Origin of the sequence: Streptacidiphilus sp. BW17 (assembly GCF_041262485.1) — a bacterium.
Lineage (GTDB): Bacteria > Actinomycetota > Actinomycetes > Streptomycetales > Streptomycetaceae > Streptacidiphilus.
In genome coordinates this window covers 15,476-31,838 of sequence record NZ_JBGCCR010000051.1, presented here as the reverse complement: position 1 = coordinate 31,838, position 16,363 = coordinate 15,476, and the positions used below count along the sequence as shown (strand labels likewise).

12 protein-coding genes are annotated in these 16,363 nt (G+C 70.7%); 9 read left to right on the top strand and 3 right to left on the bottom strand.

Going from position 1 to position 16,363, the window contains the following annotated elements; genetic code table 11:
* The first annotated feature begins 225 nt into the window (after nucleotides 1–225).
* From mtrA to ABH940_RS35140, 3 genes are read left to right on the top strand one after another with little or no spacing between them, the layout of a single operon-like run.
* A complete protein-coding gene (gene mtrA / locus ABH940_RS35150) occupies nucleotides 226–903 on the top strand; it encodes an MtrAB system response regulator MtrA (protein WP_037605443.1) in 678 nt (225 codons plus the stop codon).
* A gap of 1 nt (nucleotide 904) precedes the next feature.
* Nucleotides 905–3,169, top strand: a complete 2,265-nt coding sequence (gene mtrB / locus ABH940_RS35145) for an MtrAB system histidine kinase MtrB (RefSeq protein ID WP_370072811.1) — start codon at nucleotides 905–907, stop codon at nucleotides 3,167–3,169.
* 1 nt (nucleotide 3,170) lies between these two features.
* The gene (locus tag ABH940_RS35140) at nucleotides 3,171–5,030 is read left to right on the top strand and encodes an LpqB family beta-propeller domain-containing protein (protein ID WP_370072810.1); all 1,860 of its coding nucleotides are present in this window, start codon (nucleotides 3,171–3,173) and stop codon (nucleotides 5,028–5,030) included.
* A 66-nt stretch (nucleotides 5,031–5,096) separates the two neighbouring features.
* Here the strand turns inward: ABH940_RS35140 and ABH940_RS35135 are convergent, their stop codons facing one another.
* Nucleotides 5,097–5,822, bottom strand: coding sequence for a ComF family protein (locus ABH940_RS35135; RefSeq protein WP_370107126.1), 726 nt, complete (start codon nucleotides 5,820–5,822; stop codon nucleotides 5,097–5,099).
* A gap of 409 nt (nucleotides 5,823–6,231) precedes the next feature.
* Here ABH940_RS35135 and hpf point away from each other — a divergent pair, with 409 nt between their 5' ends.
* Both hpf and ABH940_RS35125 read left to right on the top strand, forming a co-directional pair.
* Nucleotides 6,232–6,858: a ribosome hibernation-promoting factor, HPF/YfiA family gene (gene hpf / locus ABH940_RS35130; protein WP_370072813.1), complete on the top strand. Its 627-nt coding sequence runs from the start codon at nucleotides 6,232–6,234 to the stop codon at nucleotides 6,856–6,858.
* 195 nt (nucleotides 6,859–7,053) lie between these two features.
* Nucleotides 7,054–7,722, top strand: a complete 669-nt coding sequence (locus tag ABH940_RS35125; protein ID WP_370072808.1) for a response regulator — start codon at nucleotides 7,054–7,056, stop codon at nucleotides 7,720–7,722.
* Between the two features lie 40 nt (nucleotides 7,723–7,762).
* On the opposite strand, the gene ABH940_RS35120 is transcribed toward ABH940_RS35125, so the two are convergent.
* Entirely contained in the window at nucleotides 7,763–8,986 is a 1,224-nt protein-coding gene (locus tag ABH940_RS35120) for a winged helix-turn-helix domain-containing protein (RefSeq protein WP_370072807.1), read from the bottom strand.
* A 336-nt stretch (nucleotides 8,987–9,322) separates the two neighbouring features.
* On the opposite strand from ABH940_RS35120, the gene ABH940_RS35115 reads away from it, so the two are divergent.
* From ABH940_RS35115 to ABH940_RS35100, 4 genes are all read left to right on the top strand, one after another.
* Nucleotides 9,323–11,533: a hypothetical protein gene (locus ABH940_RS35115; protein WP_370072806.1), complete on the top strand. Its 2,211-nt coding sequence runs from the start codon at nucleotides 9,323–9,325 to the stop codon at nucleotides 11,531–11,533.
* 232 nt (nucleotides 11,534–11,765) lie between these two features.
* Nucleotides 11,766–13,346, top strand: a complete 1,581-nt coding sequence (gene pelF, locus ABH940_RS35110; RefSeq protein ID WP_370107125.1) for a GT4 family glycosyltransferase PelF — start codon at nucleotides 11,766–11,768, stop codon at nucleotides 13,344–13,346.
* Complete coding sequence (locus ABH940_RS35105) at nucleotides 13,343–14,809, top strand: hypothetical protein (protein WP_370072804.1); 1,467 nt, start codon at nucleotides 13,343–13,345, stop codon at nucleotides 14,807–14,809. Before pelF ends, ABH940_RS35105 begins: the two co-directional genes overlap by 4 nt.
* On the top strand, nucleotides 14,806–15,669 hold the full coding sequence (locus tag ABH940_RS35100; protein ID WP_370072803.1) for an endo alpha-1,4 polygalactosaminidase: 864 nt from the start codon (nucleotides 14,806–14,808) through the stop codon (nucleotides 15,667–15,669). Before ABH940_RS35105 ends, ABH940_RS35100 begins: the two co-directional genes overlap by 4 nt.
* Here ABH940_RS35100 and ABH940_RS35095 read toward each other — a convergent pair.
* Nucleotides 15,629–16,045 carry a GNAT family N-acetyltransferase gene (locus ABH940_RS35095; protein WP_370107127.1) on the bottom strand — a complete coding sequence of 139 codons (417 nt, stop codon included), beginning with the start codon at nucleotides 16,043–16,045 and terminating at the stop codon, nucleotides 15,629–15,631. The two genes, ABH940_RS35100 and ABH940_RS35095, sit on opposite strands and share 41 nt — an antisense overlap.
* Nucleotides 16,046–16,363 lie beyond the last annotated feature (318 nt).

Here is a 16,363-nt window from a genome sequence, read left to right as displayed (position 1 = left end):
GTACTGCAGGGGGGACCCTGTGGGAGAGTAGGACGCCGCCGAACAATCTTTCCAGTGAAGCCCCCTGACCATGTGTCAGGGGGCTTCACTGCGTTTCACTAGTGTCACCTGTCCCACCTGTCACACTCGTTGTCAGGCCCGTCACCCGCTCGTTGCTCGAACGAGTGGCGGAAGTCTCGCCGACTGTGCCCCAGGTCACGTTTCAGAGATGAGAGCATGGAGACTATGAAGGGACGCGTCCTGATCGTCGATGACGACACTGCTCTGGCCGAGATGCTTGGCATCGTGCTGCGGGGGGAGGGATTCGAGCCGAGCTTCGTTGCCGATGGTGACAAGGCCCTGGCCGTTTTCCGTGAGGTCAAACCCGACCTCGTACTCTTGGACCTGATGCTGCCGGGCAGGGACGGGATCGACGTCTGCCGGCAGATCCGTGCCGAGTCCGGCGTACCGATCGTGATGTTGACCGCGAAGACGGACACCGTCGACGTGGTCGTGGGTCTGGAGTCCGGTGCGGACGACTACATGACCAAGCCGTTCAAGCCGAAGGAGCTCGTCGCCCGCGTGCGCGCGCGTCTGCGTCGTGCCGAGGAGCCGAGCCCGGAGCAGCTGGCCATCGGTGACCTGGTCATCGATGTGGCCGGCCACTCGGTCAAGCGTGACGGCCGCAGCATCCCGCTCACGCCGCTGGAGTTCGACCTGCTGGTCGCGCTGGCGCGCAAGCCGTGGCAGGTCTTCACCCGTGAGGTGCTGCTGGAGCAGGTCTGGGGCTACCGCCATGCCGCGGACACCCGCCTCGTCAACGTCCATGTGCAGCGACTCCGGTCGAAGATCGAGCGGGACCCTGAGCGTCCCGAGATCGTGGTGACCGTGCGCGGTGTCGGCTACAAGGCGGGACCGAACTGAGATGACTGGTCAGACGCCCGCCGTCCTGCCCGACCAGGACGGCGGGCAGTCGACCGGCACCGACGAGAGCCGGAACGCTGCGGACAGCCGGGACACCGCGGACGGTCGGAAGAGCACGGACGGTCGGAGAAGCAGGAGCGGTCGGGCCGCCACGGACGGCAGCACTCGTGCGCTGCTCGTCCTGGTCGGCCGACGCCTGCGCAGCCCTTTCCGGCGTGCTGTGGGTCTGTACCGTCGCTCCATCCAGCTGCGTGTCGTGGCGACCACCCTGGTGCTGTCCGTGGGCGTCGTCGCCTTGCTGGGCATCGTGGTGATGAACCAGGTTCGCAACGGCCTGCTCCAGGCCAAGCTGCAGTCCGCGCAGACGCAGGCCGACAGTGGCTTCGCCGCGGCCAAGGCCGCGACCAGCAGCCTCGGGACCGACACGCACAAGGCCGCTGCGGGCTCGGCGACGGCCGGCGGTCCGACCTACTCGGTCGACGTCGGCGACGTGATGACCGAGCAGGTCCACTCGCTGGCGGCCAGTGGCGCGGGCTCCTACTACGTACTGGGCATGCTGCCCGGCGACACCGTGGCGAGCGACACCAGCCCCGCACTGCGGGCGGTGCGCGACACCGGCCACGTGGATCCGCAGACGATCCCGGCGGAGCTCCAGACGCGGGTCGCCGCGGCCAACGGCACCCCGGAGGGCTCCTTCTCCACCGTCACCTACCTCAACGGCACGCCGAGCGAGCCGGGGATGGTGGTGGGCGAGCAGATCGCCGTTCCGGACGTCAGCTCGTACCAGCTCTACTACGTCTTTCCGTTCACGCAGGAGACCAAGACACTCAGTCTGGTCTCGGGGACGCTGGCGACCGCCGGGGTCTTCGTGGTGATCCTGTTGGGAGCCATCTCCTGGCTCGTGGTGCGCCAGGTGGTGACGCCGATCCGGATGGCCGCCGAGATCTCCGAGCAGCTCGCCTCCGGGCGGCTCGAGGAGCGGATGAAGGTCTCCGGTACCGACGACATCACCCGTCTTGGAGAATCGTTCAATCGGATGGCGGGGGCGCTCCAGGCGCAGATCCGGCAGCTGGAGGAGCTCTCCCGGGTGCAGCGTCGCTTCGTCTCCGACGTCTCGCACGAGCTGCGGACACCGCTGACGACCGTTCGGATGGCCGCGGACCTGCTCTACGAGTCCCGCGAGGACTTCGACGACCCGGCGGCTGCCCGCTCGGCCGAGCTGCTGCAGAACCAGCTGGACCGTTTCGAGTCGCTCCTCGCGGACTTGCTGGAGATCAGCCGCTTCGACGCGGGCGCGGCCATCCTCGACTCGGAGCCGGCGGACCTGCGCGACGTCGTCGCCCGGGTGATCGAGGGCGCCGACCCGCTGGCCAAGCGGAAGGGCAGCACCATCCACGTGGTCGGCGGGGACGAGCCCGTCGTTGCCGAGGTGGATCCGCGGCGCATCGAGCGCATTCTGCGCAACCTGGTCGTCAACGCCCTGGAGCACGGCGAGGGCCGGGACATCGACGTCCGGCTCGCCGCCGGCGACGGCGCTGTGGCCGTGGCCGTGCGTGACCGGGGCATCGGGCTCAAGCCCGGTGAGGCGGCCCGCGTCTTCAACCGCTTCTGGCGCGCCGACCCGGCTCGGGCGCGTACCACCGGCGGCACGGGCCTGGGTCTGTCCATCGCGCTGGAGGACGCCGCGCTGCACGGCGGCTGGCTGCACGCGTGGGGTGAGCCGGGCGGAGGCTCGCAGTTCCGGCTGACCATCCCGCGGAACGCCGGGGCGGAGATCTCGCGCTCGCCGATCCCGCTGGAGCCGGGGGACTCCCGGGGCAACCGAGGTCTCGACGTGTCCGGCAGTCCCTACCGGCGGGCCCGTCCGGCCGGGGCGACGGCGGTGCTGGCGGCAGGAGCCACCGGCGGCCGTGCCTCGGGGCACGTGCGCGCTGCGGGTGCGGGAAGTGTGGGCGGCGTGGGTGGCGTCGGCGAGACGGACCTGTCCGGGCAGCAGCCGAGCCTCGGCCCGGGGCTCGGCGGGGTGCTGGGGTACGGTTCGGTGATCCCCGCGCTGCCGGGTCCGGCCCGGCAGGGACCGGCGAGCAATCCGGCGGATCTGGGCACGGTCCCCGGGCTCGCGCTCGGTTCCGGCGGAGCGCAGGTGGTCGTGCCCAAGGAGGCGTGCGAGTCGGCGACCGCAGCTCCGGCGGAGGACGCCGCACCGGTCGGCTTGGCAGGCAGCGAAGCCCCGTCCCGCAACGGCGGCAACGATGGAGAGAAGTGAGATGGGCCAGGCGAACAGCCGTCGTCGCACGGTGAGCATGGTGGCGGTGACCGGCAGCGCGCTGCTGGTCGTCGGATGCGCCGCCATGCCCTCCAGCGGGCCGATCCCCTCCGTCGGGGGCCAGCAGACCGGTACCGCGCAGGACTCGACGGTGCAGCTCATCGCCGTGCCGCCGAAGGACAACGAGTCGCCGTCGGCGCTGCTCACCGGGTTCCTCGACGACCTCGCCAGCGACGAGGCGGACTACACCAACGCCCGTAAGTACCTGGCACCGGGCACGTCCTGGGAACCCGGGGCTCAGCTCACGGTGCTGGACCAGCGCGGCTCGCCGTCGCAGACGTCGGACAACGGCAAGCAGGTCACTGTCTCGGTCACCGGCCGTCGGATGGCGACCCTGGACGCGCACGGCTCGTACGCTCCGGGCGACCAGCAGACGGTCAGCGAGAACTTCGTCTTCCAGAAGAACGCCCAGGGCCAGTGGCGGATCACCTCGCTGCCGCAGGGCATCCTGCTCACCGAGCAGGACTTCCCCGGGATATACGAGTCGGTCAACCTGTACTACCCGGCCGACGGCGGCACCACCAGCGGGGGCCGCAGTCCGCTGGTGGCCGATCCGGTCTACATCCGCAGCCACATCGACCCGATGACGTACGCGGCCCGCCAACTGCTGGCCGGGCCGAGCAAGTGGCTGTCGCCCGTGGTGGCCAACGCGTTCCCGCCGGGTTCCTCCATCGACCTGGACACCAGCGGCTCCCAGATCAAGGCGTATCTCACGCTGGGCCAGGGCGCGCAGTGGGCCGACGTGTCGTGCCAGGCGATGGCCGCGCAGCTGTACGACACGCTGAGCGAGGTCGACGTCTCCGCCTCGGGTGAGCCCTCCGTGGCGGTGCAGTCCGTCGCGCTCTACCAGGGTCACAACGGCCCGGAGCAGTGCAGCGCGGACGGCGGCAACCTCTACCAGGCGATGAGTCCGCTCGACCCGTCCGGCACGGTGTACTACCTGAACGCCGACCGTCATCTGGTCAGCGTTCCCCCGTCGGCCTCCGGTTCCGGTGGCTCGGCGGACCCGCAGCCGGTGTCGGGTGCGCTGCTGTCGGCCGCCGCGTCCGCCGCCGGCGGCGGGATCGGCAGCTTCGCGGTGTCGCCGCGCAGTGACGGTGCGGTCGCGACCGTGACAAAGAACGGCGGTGCGGTCTACGTCAGTTCGCTGCACGCGTCCACGGCGCCGACCGAGCCGGTCCTGACCAGCGCGTCCGGTGGGCTCTCCTCGCCGAGCTGGGACGGCACGGGCACGCTGTGGGCGGTGGACTCCGACCCGAACAACCCGTCGCTGCGGGCGGTCGAGAACGGCCACGAGGTCCCGGTGAACGTGACCGGCCTGCAGGGGACCGTCAAGCAGGTCCGCGTCGCCACGGACGGAGCCCGGATCGCCCTGCTGGTCGAGGACCCGAACACTTCGGACACCACGGTGGTGATCGGGCGGGTCCATCGGCTCGGCACGGAGGCGTCGCCGCAGCTCGCGATCGACGGACTGCGGACGATCGCCCAGTCGATCAGCTCGGTCTCGTCGATGGCGTGGACCGACGGCGACAGCCTGGTCGTCCTGGGCCTCCCGTCGACGACGCGCACCCTGACGCCGATCTCGGTCGAGATCGACGGCTCGCCCTCGGGCACGGACGGGGGGATCCTCCCGGCGCTCAACGGCATCGGCGACATCACGGCCTTCCCAGGGCCGACGCCGCGACTGGTGGCCTCATCGTCGGAGTCGGTCTTCCGGATGCTGGCCGCAGCCAGCTGGGCCCCCGTCGGTGACGGCACCTCCGGCACGGACAAGGGCAGCGCTCCTCGCTTCCCGGGCTGACACCCGGCTCCTGCCGGGCCTTCAAGGGCCTTCCGCGGTGCTGCACGGCTCCGGGGTGGGATCAGCTCAGTCGCGGAGCTGCGTCGCTGCGACGACGGCGCCCGCGAGGACGTCCGCGCCCGCCTCGGCGAGGGCACGGGTCGCCTCCGAGAGGCTGGCGCCGGTGGTGACGAGGTCGTCAACCACCAGGACGTGGCCCTCGCGGAGCGTGGTGCGGTGGGCGTGAACGGTGAGTGCGCCGCGCAGGTTTCGTTGTCGTGCCGCCGCGTCGAGGCCGGACTGGTCGGCCACGGCCCGGCCGTGACGCAGCGCGGGAACGACCCGGGTGGGGATGCCCGCGGCGCGCAGCGCTGAGGCCGCCGCGCGGGCGACGCGCACCGTCGGATTGTGGCCACGGGCGCGCGTGGTGTGGGTCGTACTCGGCATCGGGACCAGCAGCAGCGGGCGTTCCGTGCTGGGTGTGGCAGGGAACGCGGCGCGGGCGGCCAGGGCCAGTGCCTGGCCCAGTGGGGTGGCCAGCCGCAGCGCTCCGCGCTCCTTGTGCGCGAGCAGCACCTGGCGGGCCGGGCCGCCGTAGCGGACCGCCGCGTAGATCTCGGGCAGCCCCGGCGGCGGATGCGCAGGACGCGCGCGGAGTGGCTCGGCGGCGGTCAGGTGCCGCCGGCACTCGTGACACAGCTGCGTGCGGGCGACGCCGCAGCCGACGCAGGCGGCGGGGAGCAGCAGATCGAGCGTGGCGTCGAGCAGCCGGACCGGGAGCGGCGGCTTCGGCACCGGCGTCGACGGCGACACGGCCACTGATTCCGTGGCCGGAAATGCCGCTACGAATGGCTCCATCGGCGACTCCGAGAGAAGGTTGAAGGGAGTCCTCAGAGTGCCGCGTGCACCTCGTTGACGAGGGACATTTACGTGATGTTCATCCGAACGGGGGTAGGAGCCGCGCGGGGGCTGTACAAGCCCCGTGAGCGCGGCGAGTTTGGGAGGTCAGGACGTATGGCTCCTCAGTCGGGACCTTCGCCTCGATGTCGGACGGGCGGAACCCCGGGAACCGTTGTTCCATGGGGTTCCCACCGTTCCGATTGGGGATGAAGGGGACTGAGGGGCGGTACCGCCCGACTCCGAGCGGGCGGCGCTGCGTTCTCGATGGGCCCGGCGGACCTTCGGGTCCCTGGGCATGAAGCGCGAAGGATCGGAGTTCTGCGTGGACATCGTCGTCAAGGGTCGCAAGACCGAGGTTCCGGAGCGGTTCCGCAGGCACGTCGCCGAGAAGCTGGAGCGGATCAACAAGCTCGACGGCAAGGTGATCAGCGTCGACGTCGAGGTCTCTAAGGAGCGCAACCCGCGCCAGGCCGAGCACTCCGACCAGGTGGAGATCACGCTGCACAGCCGTGGCCCGGTGATCCGGGCGGAGGCCAGCTCCTCCGACCCGTACTCCGCTCTTGACCTGGCCTCGGCCAAGCTGGACGCGCAACTGCGCAAGGCCGCCGACCGGCGGCGGATCTGCAAGGGCCCGCGGGCGCCGCTGAGCGTCGCGGCCGCGACCGCCGCCCTGTCGGACACTCCCGGGCAGGCTACCGCCGAGGAGCTCAGCCCGGAGCTCAGGAAGACGATGCAGGGATCGGTGGAGGTGGAGGGCGACGGGCCACTTGTGGTCCGCGAGAAGACCCACCCCGCCGAGCCGATGGCGCTCGACCAGGCGCTGTACGAGATGGAGCTGGTCGGCCACGACTTCTACCTGTTCGTGGACGCGGAGACCAAGCAGCCGAGCGTGGTCTACCGCCGCCACGCCTACGACTACGGTGTGATCCACCTGAAGGTCGGAGCGTAGATCTCCGCGGACGTAGTCTGCCTGCGGCTGACGCAGCTGACGGCTGACGTACTCCGCTCACGGAGGGACGACCACGGAGATCAAGGGTTCCCCCGGGCACACTTCCGGGGGAACCCGCTGTGGGCGGGTGATCGCGACATCCGCGAAGCGTGAAATCATGTCGCAGAAAGCCGCCCACCAAGGGGGAGGGACCGGATGGTGGAGCCGATCCGGGTACTGGTCGTGGACGACCACGCGCTTTTTCGGCGCGGACTGGAGATCGTCCTTGCCCAGGAGGAGGACATCGCCGTCGTCGGCGAGGCCGGGGACGGGGCCGAGGCCGTGGTCAAGGCAGCCGATCTGTTGCCCGACATCATCCTGATGGACGTGCGGATGCCGCGCCGGAGCGGCATCGAGGCGTGCACGGCCATCAAGGAGGTCGCCCCGAGCACGAAGATCATCATGCTGACCATCAGCGACGAGGAGGCCGACCTCTACGAGGCGATCAAGGCGGGTGCCACGGGCTACCTGCTCAAGGAGATCTCCACGGACGAGGTGGCCACCGCCATCCGCGCGGTCGCCGACGGCCAGTCGCAGATCAGCCCGTCGATGGCGGCCAAGCTGCTGACCGAGTTCAAGTCGATGATCCAGAAGCGGACGGACCAGCAGGAGCTGCTGCCCGCACCGCGCCTGACGGACCGTGAGATGGAGGTCCTCAAGCTGGTGGCCACCGGACTCAACAACCGGGACATCGCCAAGCAGCTCTTCATCAGCGAGAACACCGTGAAGAACCACGTCCGCAACATCCTGGAGAAGCTGCAGCTCCACTCCCGGATGGAGGCCGTGGTCTACGCGATGCGGGAGAAGATCCTCGAGATAAGCTGACCGGCCGGCCAGGACCGACCAGCCGACCACCGCCTGCGGTTCACTTCGCCAGCAGCTTCTCCAGCGGGGTGCGCAGGGACTCGTCGTGGAGCTGCTCGACCCGGACGGCGTCGCAGCCCACCCACTCGGCGGCCTCGCGCAGCGCCGCGGCGAGCGGTTCCACCGCCTTGGCGGTGGTCAGTGAGACCTGACGGGCCACCAGCGTGCCTTTCTCGCGGGCCGGGTCGACCCGGCCGACCAGTCGGCCGCCGGACAGCAGCGGCATGGTGAAGTAGCCGTGGACCCGCTTGTGCTTGGGGGTGTAGGCCTCGAGGCGGTGGGTGAAGCCGAAGACGCGCTCGGTGCGGGCCCGGTCCCAGATCAGCGAGTCGAACGGCGAGAGCAGGGTGGTCCGGTGACGACCACGCGGCTCCTGCGCGAGGGCGGCCGGATCGGCCCAGGCGCGGGTCCAGCCCGCCGTGGCACGGCCGCCGGTGAGACCGCTGTTCCGGCCGCCGTTCTGCCCCCATCCGGCGACGCGGACCGGGACCAGGCCGGACTCCGGCAGTGCAGCGGTGACCTGGTCGACCTTGAGCCGGTGGTAGTCGGCCAGATCCTTCTCCGTGGCCACGCCCAGGGCCGTACCCGACTGGCGGACCAGCTGCCGCAGGCACGCGTCGTCGTCCAGCTCGGTGTTCAACAGCTCGGTGGGGACGGCCTGCTCGGCCAGGGTGTAGACGCGACGCCAGCCGCGCCGCTCGGCGCAGACCACGACCCCGGTGTCCAGCAGCCACTCGACGGCGATCTTGGACTCCGACCAGTCCCACCAGACGCCGCCCTTCTTGGCGCCGCCCAGGTCGGTGGCCGTCAGCGAGCCCTCGGCACGCAGTTTGGCGATGATCTCGGCGCAGGAGCGCTCCGCGTCCTCCATCCGGTGCCAGCGGTGGCCGCGCTCCAGGAAGCGCCGCCGTCGGAAGGCGAAGAGCGGCCACTCCTCGACCGGCAGGATGCAGGCGGCGTGCGACCAGTACTCGAAGGAGTGGCCGTCGCTCCAGTAGGCCTGCTCGACCGCGTCGCGGCCCACCGCCCCGAGCCGGGCGTAGGGGATCAGCTCGTGGGAACGGGCGAGCACCGAGATGGTGTCCAGCTGGACCGAACCGAGGCTGCGCAGCATGCCGCGCACACCCGCCCGGCGGTCGGGCGCGCCGAGCAACCCCTGGGCGCGCAGGGCGATCCGGCGCGCCTGGTCGGCGGAGAGTTCGGGCAACTGCGACTCGGTCGTCATGTCGGGGAGCCTATGCCCGACCACTGACACCGCTCACTTGATCAAGTGATGGCAATCAAACTGGCGTTCAGAATCTCACTGGAGAGAGTGGAGATCGGCCAACCCGGTGGGTGCGCCGCTGTCGGCGCTCCTAGCCTGGTTTCCGCAGCGAGGGAGCTGCTTCATGGGGGTCCCGGAGGTCCGTCCTCCCGGGTGTTTCGACTTTGCACTGGCACGTCTGCTTTCGCACATCGCACATCTCGAACGTGGCACATCGCACTTCGACTTCACTCTTCACTGGATTCTTCGGCATGCCTGCCCGCTCCCCGGGCATCGGCGTGCCCGGGAGGGGACGACATGGGTCGCAGGACCCGTTGGGCCGCTGCTCTTACCGCAGCGGGGCTGCTGGCGTTCGCCGCGCCGACGGTCGGGGCGCAGGCTGTGAGCGGATCGCAGCGCATCGATCTCAAAGTCCTCGTGGTCGACGACGGCGGCCCCTCGGTCGCCGCCATCGTCAACGAGCTGGACCTGACCGGCACGCCGTACACGCGCGTGGTCCTCTCGGATACCAAGCGGCCGACCATCACCGCCGCGTTCCTGAGCGGCACCGACTCCCTCGGCCGTACCGAGGCGAAGTACCAGTCCGTGGTGCTGCCCAACAACGCGCCGTTCCCGGCAGGTTCGGCCGAGATGGCCGCACTCGTCGGCTACGAGCAGACCTTCGGCATCCGTCAGGTCGACGCCTACACCTACGCCCAGCCCGCCGTCGGGCTCAACTGGGCCACCAACCCCGGCTACATCGGCGCTCTGGACGGCATGAACGGCCAGGTCACCACGGCCGGTCTCAGCGGCCCGTTCCGGTATCTCAAGGGCAGCGTCCCGTTCGAGAACAACGACCCGAACGTCGTCGAGAGCTATGGCTACCTGGCCACCCCGCTGGCCACGCAGGCGGCCGGCGCCGCCTTCACCCCGCTGGTCACCATGCCGATCCCGGGCGCGGGCGGCACGCAGGGGGTGCTGGCGGGCGAGTACGACCACAGCGGCGTCTCCGAGCTGGTGCTCACCTTCGCCTACAACCAGTACCAGCAGCAGTACCGGCTGCTCGCGCGCGGCATCGTCGACTGGATGACCCAGGGCGTCCACATCGGGTTCGACCGCAACTACTTCGAACAGGACATCGACGACGTCTTCCTGCCGGACGACCGGTGGAGCAGCACCGCCAAGTGCACGCCGGGCGACGCCGCCTCCGCGTGCAAGGGCACCCCGGCGCCGTCGGAGATCCGGATGAGCGCGGCCGACGTCGCCTACGCCAAGCAGTGGGAGCAGGCGCACGGCTTCACCTTCGACTTCCTCTTCAACGGCGGCGGCAGTGACGACGCCACCCAGAACGGCACCGTCGACGACCCGTTGACGGACGCGCTGCTGGCGGACAAGAGCTCGTTCCGCTGGATGAACCACACCTACGACCACCCGTTCCTGGGCTGCGTCCAGAACACCGCGACCGTGCCCTGGTCCTGCACCGCGAGCACGAGCGGCGCGACCGAGTGGGTGAGCCAGCAGACCATCCAGACCGCGATCACGCAGAACGTCCAGTGGGCCAAGCAGCACGGCATCAGCATCGACCCGACCGAGCTGGTCACCGGTGAGCACTCGGGTCTGAAGACGCTGCCGCAGCAGCCGGTCGACAACCCCAACCTGGCCCCGGCGCTGGCTGCCGCCGGCGTCAAGTGGACCGGCAGCGACCACTCCCGTGAGCCGCAGCAGCGGGCCGTCGGCAGCGCGCTCACGGTGCCGCGCTACCCGATGAGCGTCTACTACAACGCGGGCACGGCCGCCGACGAGGTCGACGAGTACAACTGGCTCTACACCGCGACGGCCCAGGGCGGCAGCGGCATCTGCACGGCCAACCCGGCCACCACCACCTGCCTGCCGGCAGCGCTGAACGAGACGACCGGTTATGCGGACTACATCGTGCCGCTGGAGGCCCGGATCGACATGGGCCACATCCTCGGTGACGACCCCGACCCGCACTACGCCCACCAGTCCAACCTGGCCGAGGACCGCATCCTCTACCCGGTGCTGGACACGCTGTTGAGCGACTACGCCAACCTGACGGCCGCTGACGCACCCATCGTCGACCTGCGCGAGTCCGCCATCGGCACGGAGCTGCAGCAGCGCTCCGCCTGGCAGAGCGCCGTCTCCTCGGGGCGGGTCACCGCGTACCGGGTGGGCAACGTGGTCACGCTGCAGGCGCCGGCGGGGGTGAAGATCCCGGTCACGATGCCCGCCGGCACGACGCAGTCGCTGCTGCTCGGCACGGGCGCGGTCGGCACGTCCTACGCGGGCGAGCTCTCCGGCTGGATGAGCCCCGGCAGGCTGCAGTCGGCGGTCACGCTCCGACTCAGCTCGGCGGCCACGCCGATCGTGCCGCCGATGCGCGGCCCGGTGAAGGAGAACGCGGCGCAGGCCGCTCCCGCGGCGGCCACGCCGCAGCAACTCGCGTCCGTCGCAAGGAAGGTCCCGCTGACGTCATCCGGAGTCGCCAAGCTCCCGCGCGCGGCCGGGTAGCCGGATCGCGGGCGGCACCCAGGGCGGTGGCACCGCCGCGCCACGACCGCGTCCGGGACAGCGAACAGCGACTCGCCGTCCCGGGCGCGGTCTGCCGCCGGATTGCCGTCTGCCGCACCGCCTGATCTGCCGCACGCCTGACCTGCCGCGTCGCTTCGACGTTTGACCGCTCTGATGAGGGCCTGATGAACGCGCTGATGAACGCCCTGACTGCCCTGAGGGGGACACCGTTATGAACAGCCCGGTGGCGCTGGAGGTCACCTTGCTGACGGAGGGCACCTATCCCTACATCCACGGCGGCGTCAGCACCTGGTGCGACCAACTGGTCCGCGGGATGCCGGACGTCCGCTTCCACATCCTGGGGATCACCGGCAGCGGCCGGGAGCCGGTGATCTGGCCGCTGCCCGAACAGATCGCCTCGCACAGCACGGTCCCGCTCTGGGGACCGCCCGACGGGGGGCGCGCGCCGCGCGGACGTGCGCTGCGCCGCTTCCTCGCCGGGTACGAGCGCTTCCTGCTCTCGTTGCTCGACCCGGACTTCGAGCCCTACTTCGCCGACGAGCTGTACGAGATAGCCGAGTTCGCACTCACCGGAGGGTCGTTGACCGCCGCGCTGCGCAGTGAGGGGGCACTGCGTTCGCTGCAAGGGGTGTGGCGGCTGCCGTTCGTGGCGACCAGCCGGGACCGGCCCAGCTTTCGCGACGCCCTGCAGGCCACGGATCTGCTGGAGCACGCGCTGCGCGCGCTCGCGGTGCAGCCGCCCGCGCGCGGCGTGGTCCACGTCGCGACCGGCGGGCTGGCCGCGTTGCCCGGCCTGACCGCGCGCCGCTTCCACGGTGTGCCGCTGCTCCTCTCCGAGCACGGCATCTATCTGCGGGAACGGTTCCTCGGCTTTCGCGCCGCGCCTTTCTCCCGGCCGGTCAAGACACTGGTGCTGGGCTTCTACCGGATGCTGGCGGCGGAGAGTTACCGCTGTGCGGACGTGGTCGCGCCCGTCAACCGGTACAACCGCCGTTGGGAGGAGCACGGTGGGTGCGACCCGCGGCGCATCCGCACCGTCTACAACGGCGTCGACCTGCGGCAGTTCCCCGTCGCGGGGGACGAACCCGAGGAGCCGACGCTCAGCTGGGCCGGGCGGATCGACCCGATCAAGGACCTGGAGACGCTGATCCGCGCCTTCGCCCTGGTCCGGCTCGACCTGCCCCGGGCCAGACTGCGTCTCTTCGGCGATCCCCCGGCCGGGGGAGAGGCCTACCAACAGCGGCTGAAGGCGTTGACCGTCGAGCTCGGCGTGGCGGACGCCGTCGTGTTCGAAGGCCGGATCGACGCGGTCAAGGACGCCTATGCGGCGGGCTCGGTGGTGCTGCTCTCCAGCATCTCGGAGGGGTTCCCGTTCAGCCTGATCGAGGCGATGGCTTGCGGACGTGCCACGGTCTCCACCGATGTCGGCGGTGTCCGGGAGGCGGTGGGCGACACGGGCCTGGTCGTCCCGTCGCGTGAGCCCGAGGCCTTGGCGGCGGCGACGCTCGCCCTGCTTCGCGACCCGGTGGAGCGGGCCCGGTTGGGCGCGGCGGCACGCCGAAGGGTGGAACAGCAGTTCACCGTCGAGCGCACGGTGTCCGAGTTCCGGTCGCTGTACCGGGAGTTGGCGGGCGGCTCGATCGTCGACCCGACTGCCGAACCGACTCTCGGCCCGACTGCCGAACCGACTCTCGGCCCGACTGCCGACCCGACCGTCGGTTCGGCTGCCGCGTCAGGCTCGGGCGTTGCGACGCGGCGGGCGACGGACGCCGATGACCGGGTGGCCGCATGAGCGGGCTGGTGGAATTGCTGCCGGGCCTGCGGCTGGAACCGGTGTCCGGGCCGCGGTTGCCCACCGTCGCAGCGGACCCTGCCGACGAGTTGGCGGAACGGTTCGGCGAGCTTGTCGCAACTTCCGTGCACCCGCTGGAGGTTGTGGCCGCCATCGAGGCCGAGGGGCTCACCGACCAGCAGATCCAGCAGCGCTACGGCCGACGGGACGCGTTCGAGTTGGGCGAGGAGCTGTTCCGCCAGGCGCACGGCGAGCCTGGTGACGCCGGGGACCACGGGGCGGCGCCGAACGCGCGCGACGCGCCGAACGCCCCCAACGCGCGGAAAGCGCCGAAGGAACTTCCGCGCCGGCTCCACTCGGTGGGAGCGTCGGCGTGGGACGTCTCGGCACCGCGCTGTGCCCTGCGTGGAGTCCTCTTCGCCCTTCCCGGGCTGGCCTACCTGCTCTATCGCCCGCCGCACGGCCTGGACGGGAGTATCCGCGCAGCCCTGCTGCTGAGCTGGGGCTGGAGCCAGGCCGTGGCCCACCTTTCCTATCTGCGGCGTGGCCAGGGGGACCCCGTGGGCGCTGCCGCCTTCCTGGTCCGCGGCGGTGCGGCCGGGGTCGTGCTGGCTCCGCTGGCCGCGGCGGTGATGCCGGGCGCGACCGCGCCGACCGTCGCCTACGCGGCGGGTCAGGCGCTGTACTTCGCCGCCGCGACGACGCTGTTGGTCCTCGGACGCGAACGGCGGCTGCTGGGGGCGCTTACGCCGGTCGCGCTCGGTGCGGTGTGGGTGGTGGTGTCGCGGCGTCTCGGCGACGAGCCACCGCGCTGGGTGGGCGCGACGCTGATCATGCTGGCCCTGGGGTTGGCGCTGTGGTCCGGTTGGCAGGAGACCGTCCCGATGCTCCGGCCGGTGCGAGCCGACAACGTGCGACTGGGGCTGAGCCGGTCGGAGTGGTGGCAGGCGGCAGCGGCCGGCGTTTTCGGGCTGGGCGTCGCTGTACTGACGCTGGCTCAGATCGGTTCGACGACGGTCGCCCTGACGTTGAGCATGGGGGGAGCGGAGTGGTTTCTGGCCCGTTGCCGCGCCACCACCGAGCTGGCGCTCAGCCGGACCGGTTCGAAGCGAAGGTTCCACCGGCTTGTGCTGAGCGCACTGGTGCGCTGCCTCTGCGGTTATCTTTTGCTGGTTGCGGCGCTCGTGGCGGCGACGGCGCTGCTGTGGCCAGGGGCGGGCGGCCCGGGGGTGGTGGCCCTTGCGGCGTTGGCTGCGGCGATATGGAGCGCCCAACTACTGCAGTCCCTGGGTCTGTTGGGCCGTGCGACGATCGCGGTGGCGGCGGCGGGAGCGGCGGTCCTTGCCGCGCGGGCGGCCGGGGTCCCGGCCGGGGTGGCACAGTCGACGGTGAGCGCGGTGGCGGCGTTCGTCCTGCTCCTCGCCACCGCGCAGGCGGTGGGCACCGCCACGAGGCACAGATGACGAGGCGCGAGGCGCGCCTGCTCCAACTGGTCGCCTGCTGTCTCTGCCTGTTGGCCGGTTGCTCGGGCGCGCCCACCACCTCCGCGCCCGCTCCCGGCCCGACCCGACCGACCACTGCTCCACCGCCACCGCCGCCGCCCGTGCCTGTCGCGGGGGACAGCCGCTGGCAGCCCCCGCCGGGCTTCACCTGGCAGTGGCAGTTGACCGCGCCCGTCGACACCTCGGTCGTCGCCGACGTCTACGACATCGACGCCGTCGACAACTCCGCCCAGGTCGTCGCCGCCCTGCACGCCGCCGGGCGGAAGGTGGTCTGTTACGTCAACGTCGGTGCCTGGGAGCCCTACCGGCCCGATGCTGCGAGGTTCCCGAGCAGTCTGCTCGGCAAGCCGCTCGACGGCTGGCCGGACGAGCGGTGGTTGGACGTCCGTCGGCTGGACGTGTTGCGGCCGCTGATCGCGCAGCGCTTGGCCGTCTGCAAGGCGAAGGGTTTCGACGCCGTCGAGCCGGACCAGCTCGACGGCTACACCAACGACACCGGCTTTCCGCTCACCGCCGCCGACCAGCTGGCCTTCAACCGCATGGTGGCGGGCCTGGCGCACGCGCGGGGCCTGGCCGTGGCGCTCAAGAACGATCTCGACCAGATCCCGCAGCTGCTACCGGACTTCGACTTCGCGATCGACGAGCAGTGCGCCGAGTACCAGGAGTGCGACGAGCTGACCCCCTTCGTCGCCGCCGGAAAGGCGGTGTTCGAGGCCGAGTACAACCTGCCGACCAGCGCTTTCTGCCCTCAGGCACGACGGCTCCGGTTCAGCGCCATGCTCAAGCACCTCGCTCTGGACGCGTGGCGTGATCCGTGCTGACGCGATCCCCGCCGGGGTGTTCCCTGCCGGCGCGGTCCCTGCTGAGCAGGCCGCCAATCCAGGTGTCGGAGCGCTTGCCATGGTGGACGGTGCCGCCGCGCAAGGTGCCCTCGAAGCGGAAGCCCACCTTCTCGGCGACCGCGCGGGACCCCACGTTGCCTGCGACGGCCCGCCACTCCATCCGGACCACGCCCAGCTCCGCGAAGGCCCAGTCGCAGACGGCCGCGACCGCCTCGGCGGTAAAGCCCTGGCGCCGCTGCTCGGGAGCCGTCCAGTAACCGATCTCGGCGTTGCCGTCGGTGCGGAACTGGCGGCCGTGGATACCGACCGAGGCGACCAGGGCGCCGGTGTCCTTGCGGAAGACGCCGAAGTTCAGCAGTGTCTCCGTGATCCACCCCTGCGGGATGATCTCCCGGACGAAGCCCTCGGCGTGCGCGCGTATAGGGGACAGGAACAGACGTCATCGGCTGGAGTTGGGCGTCCTGGCACACTGCGGTGATGGTGTCGATGTCCGCCTCGGCGAACTGGCCCAGGAGCAGTCGGGGCGTTTCCAGCGTGGTCGGTTCCATTGCAGGAGTATCCCCGAGCCCTGGGTGATGATCGTCGTATTTTTCGGACGCCCGTAACCTGTCCGTTTTCTACCGCTGTTTCCATAAAACTCATGTCACTCTCACCGGCGACACCCTTCAGCGTG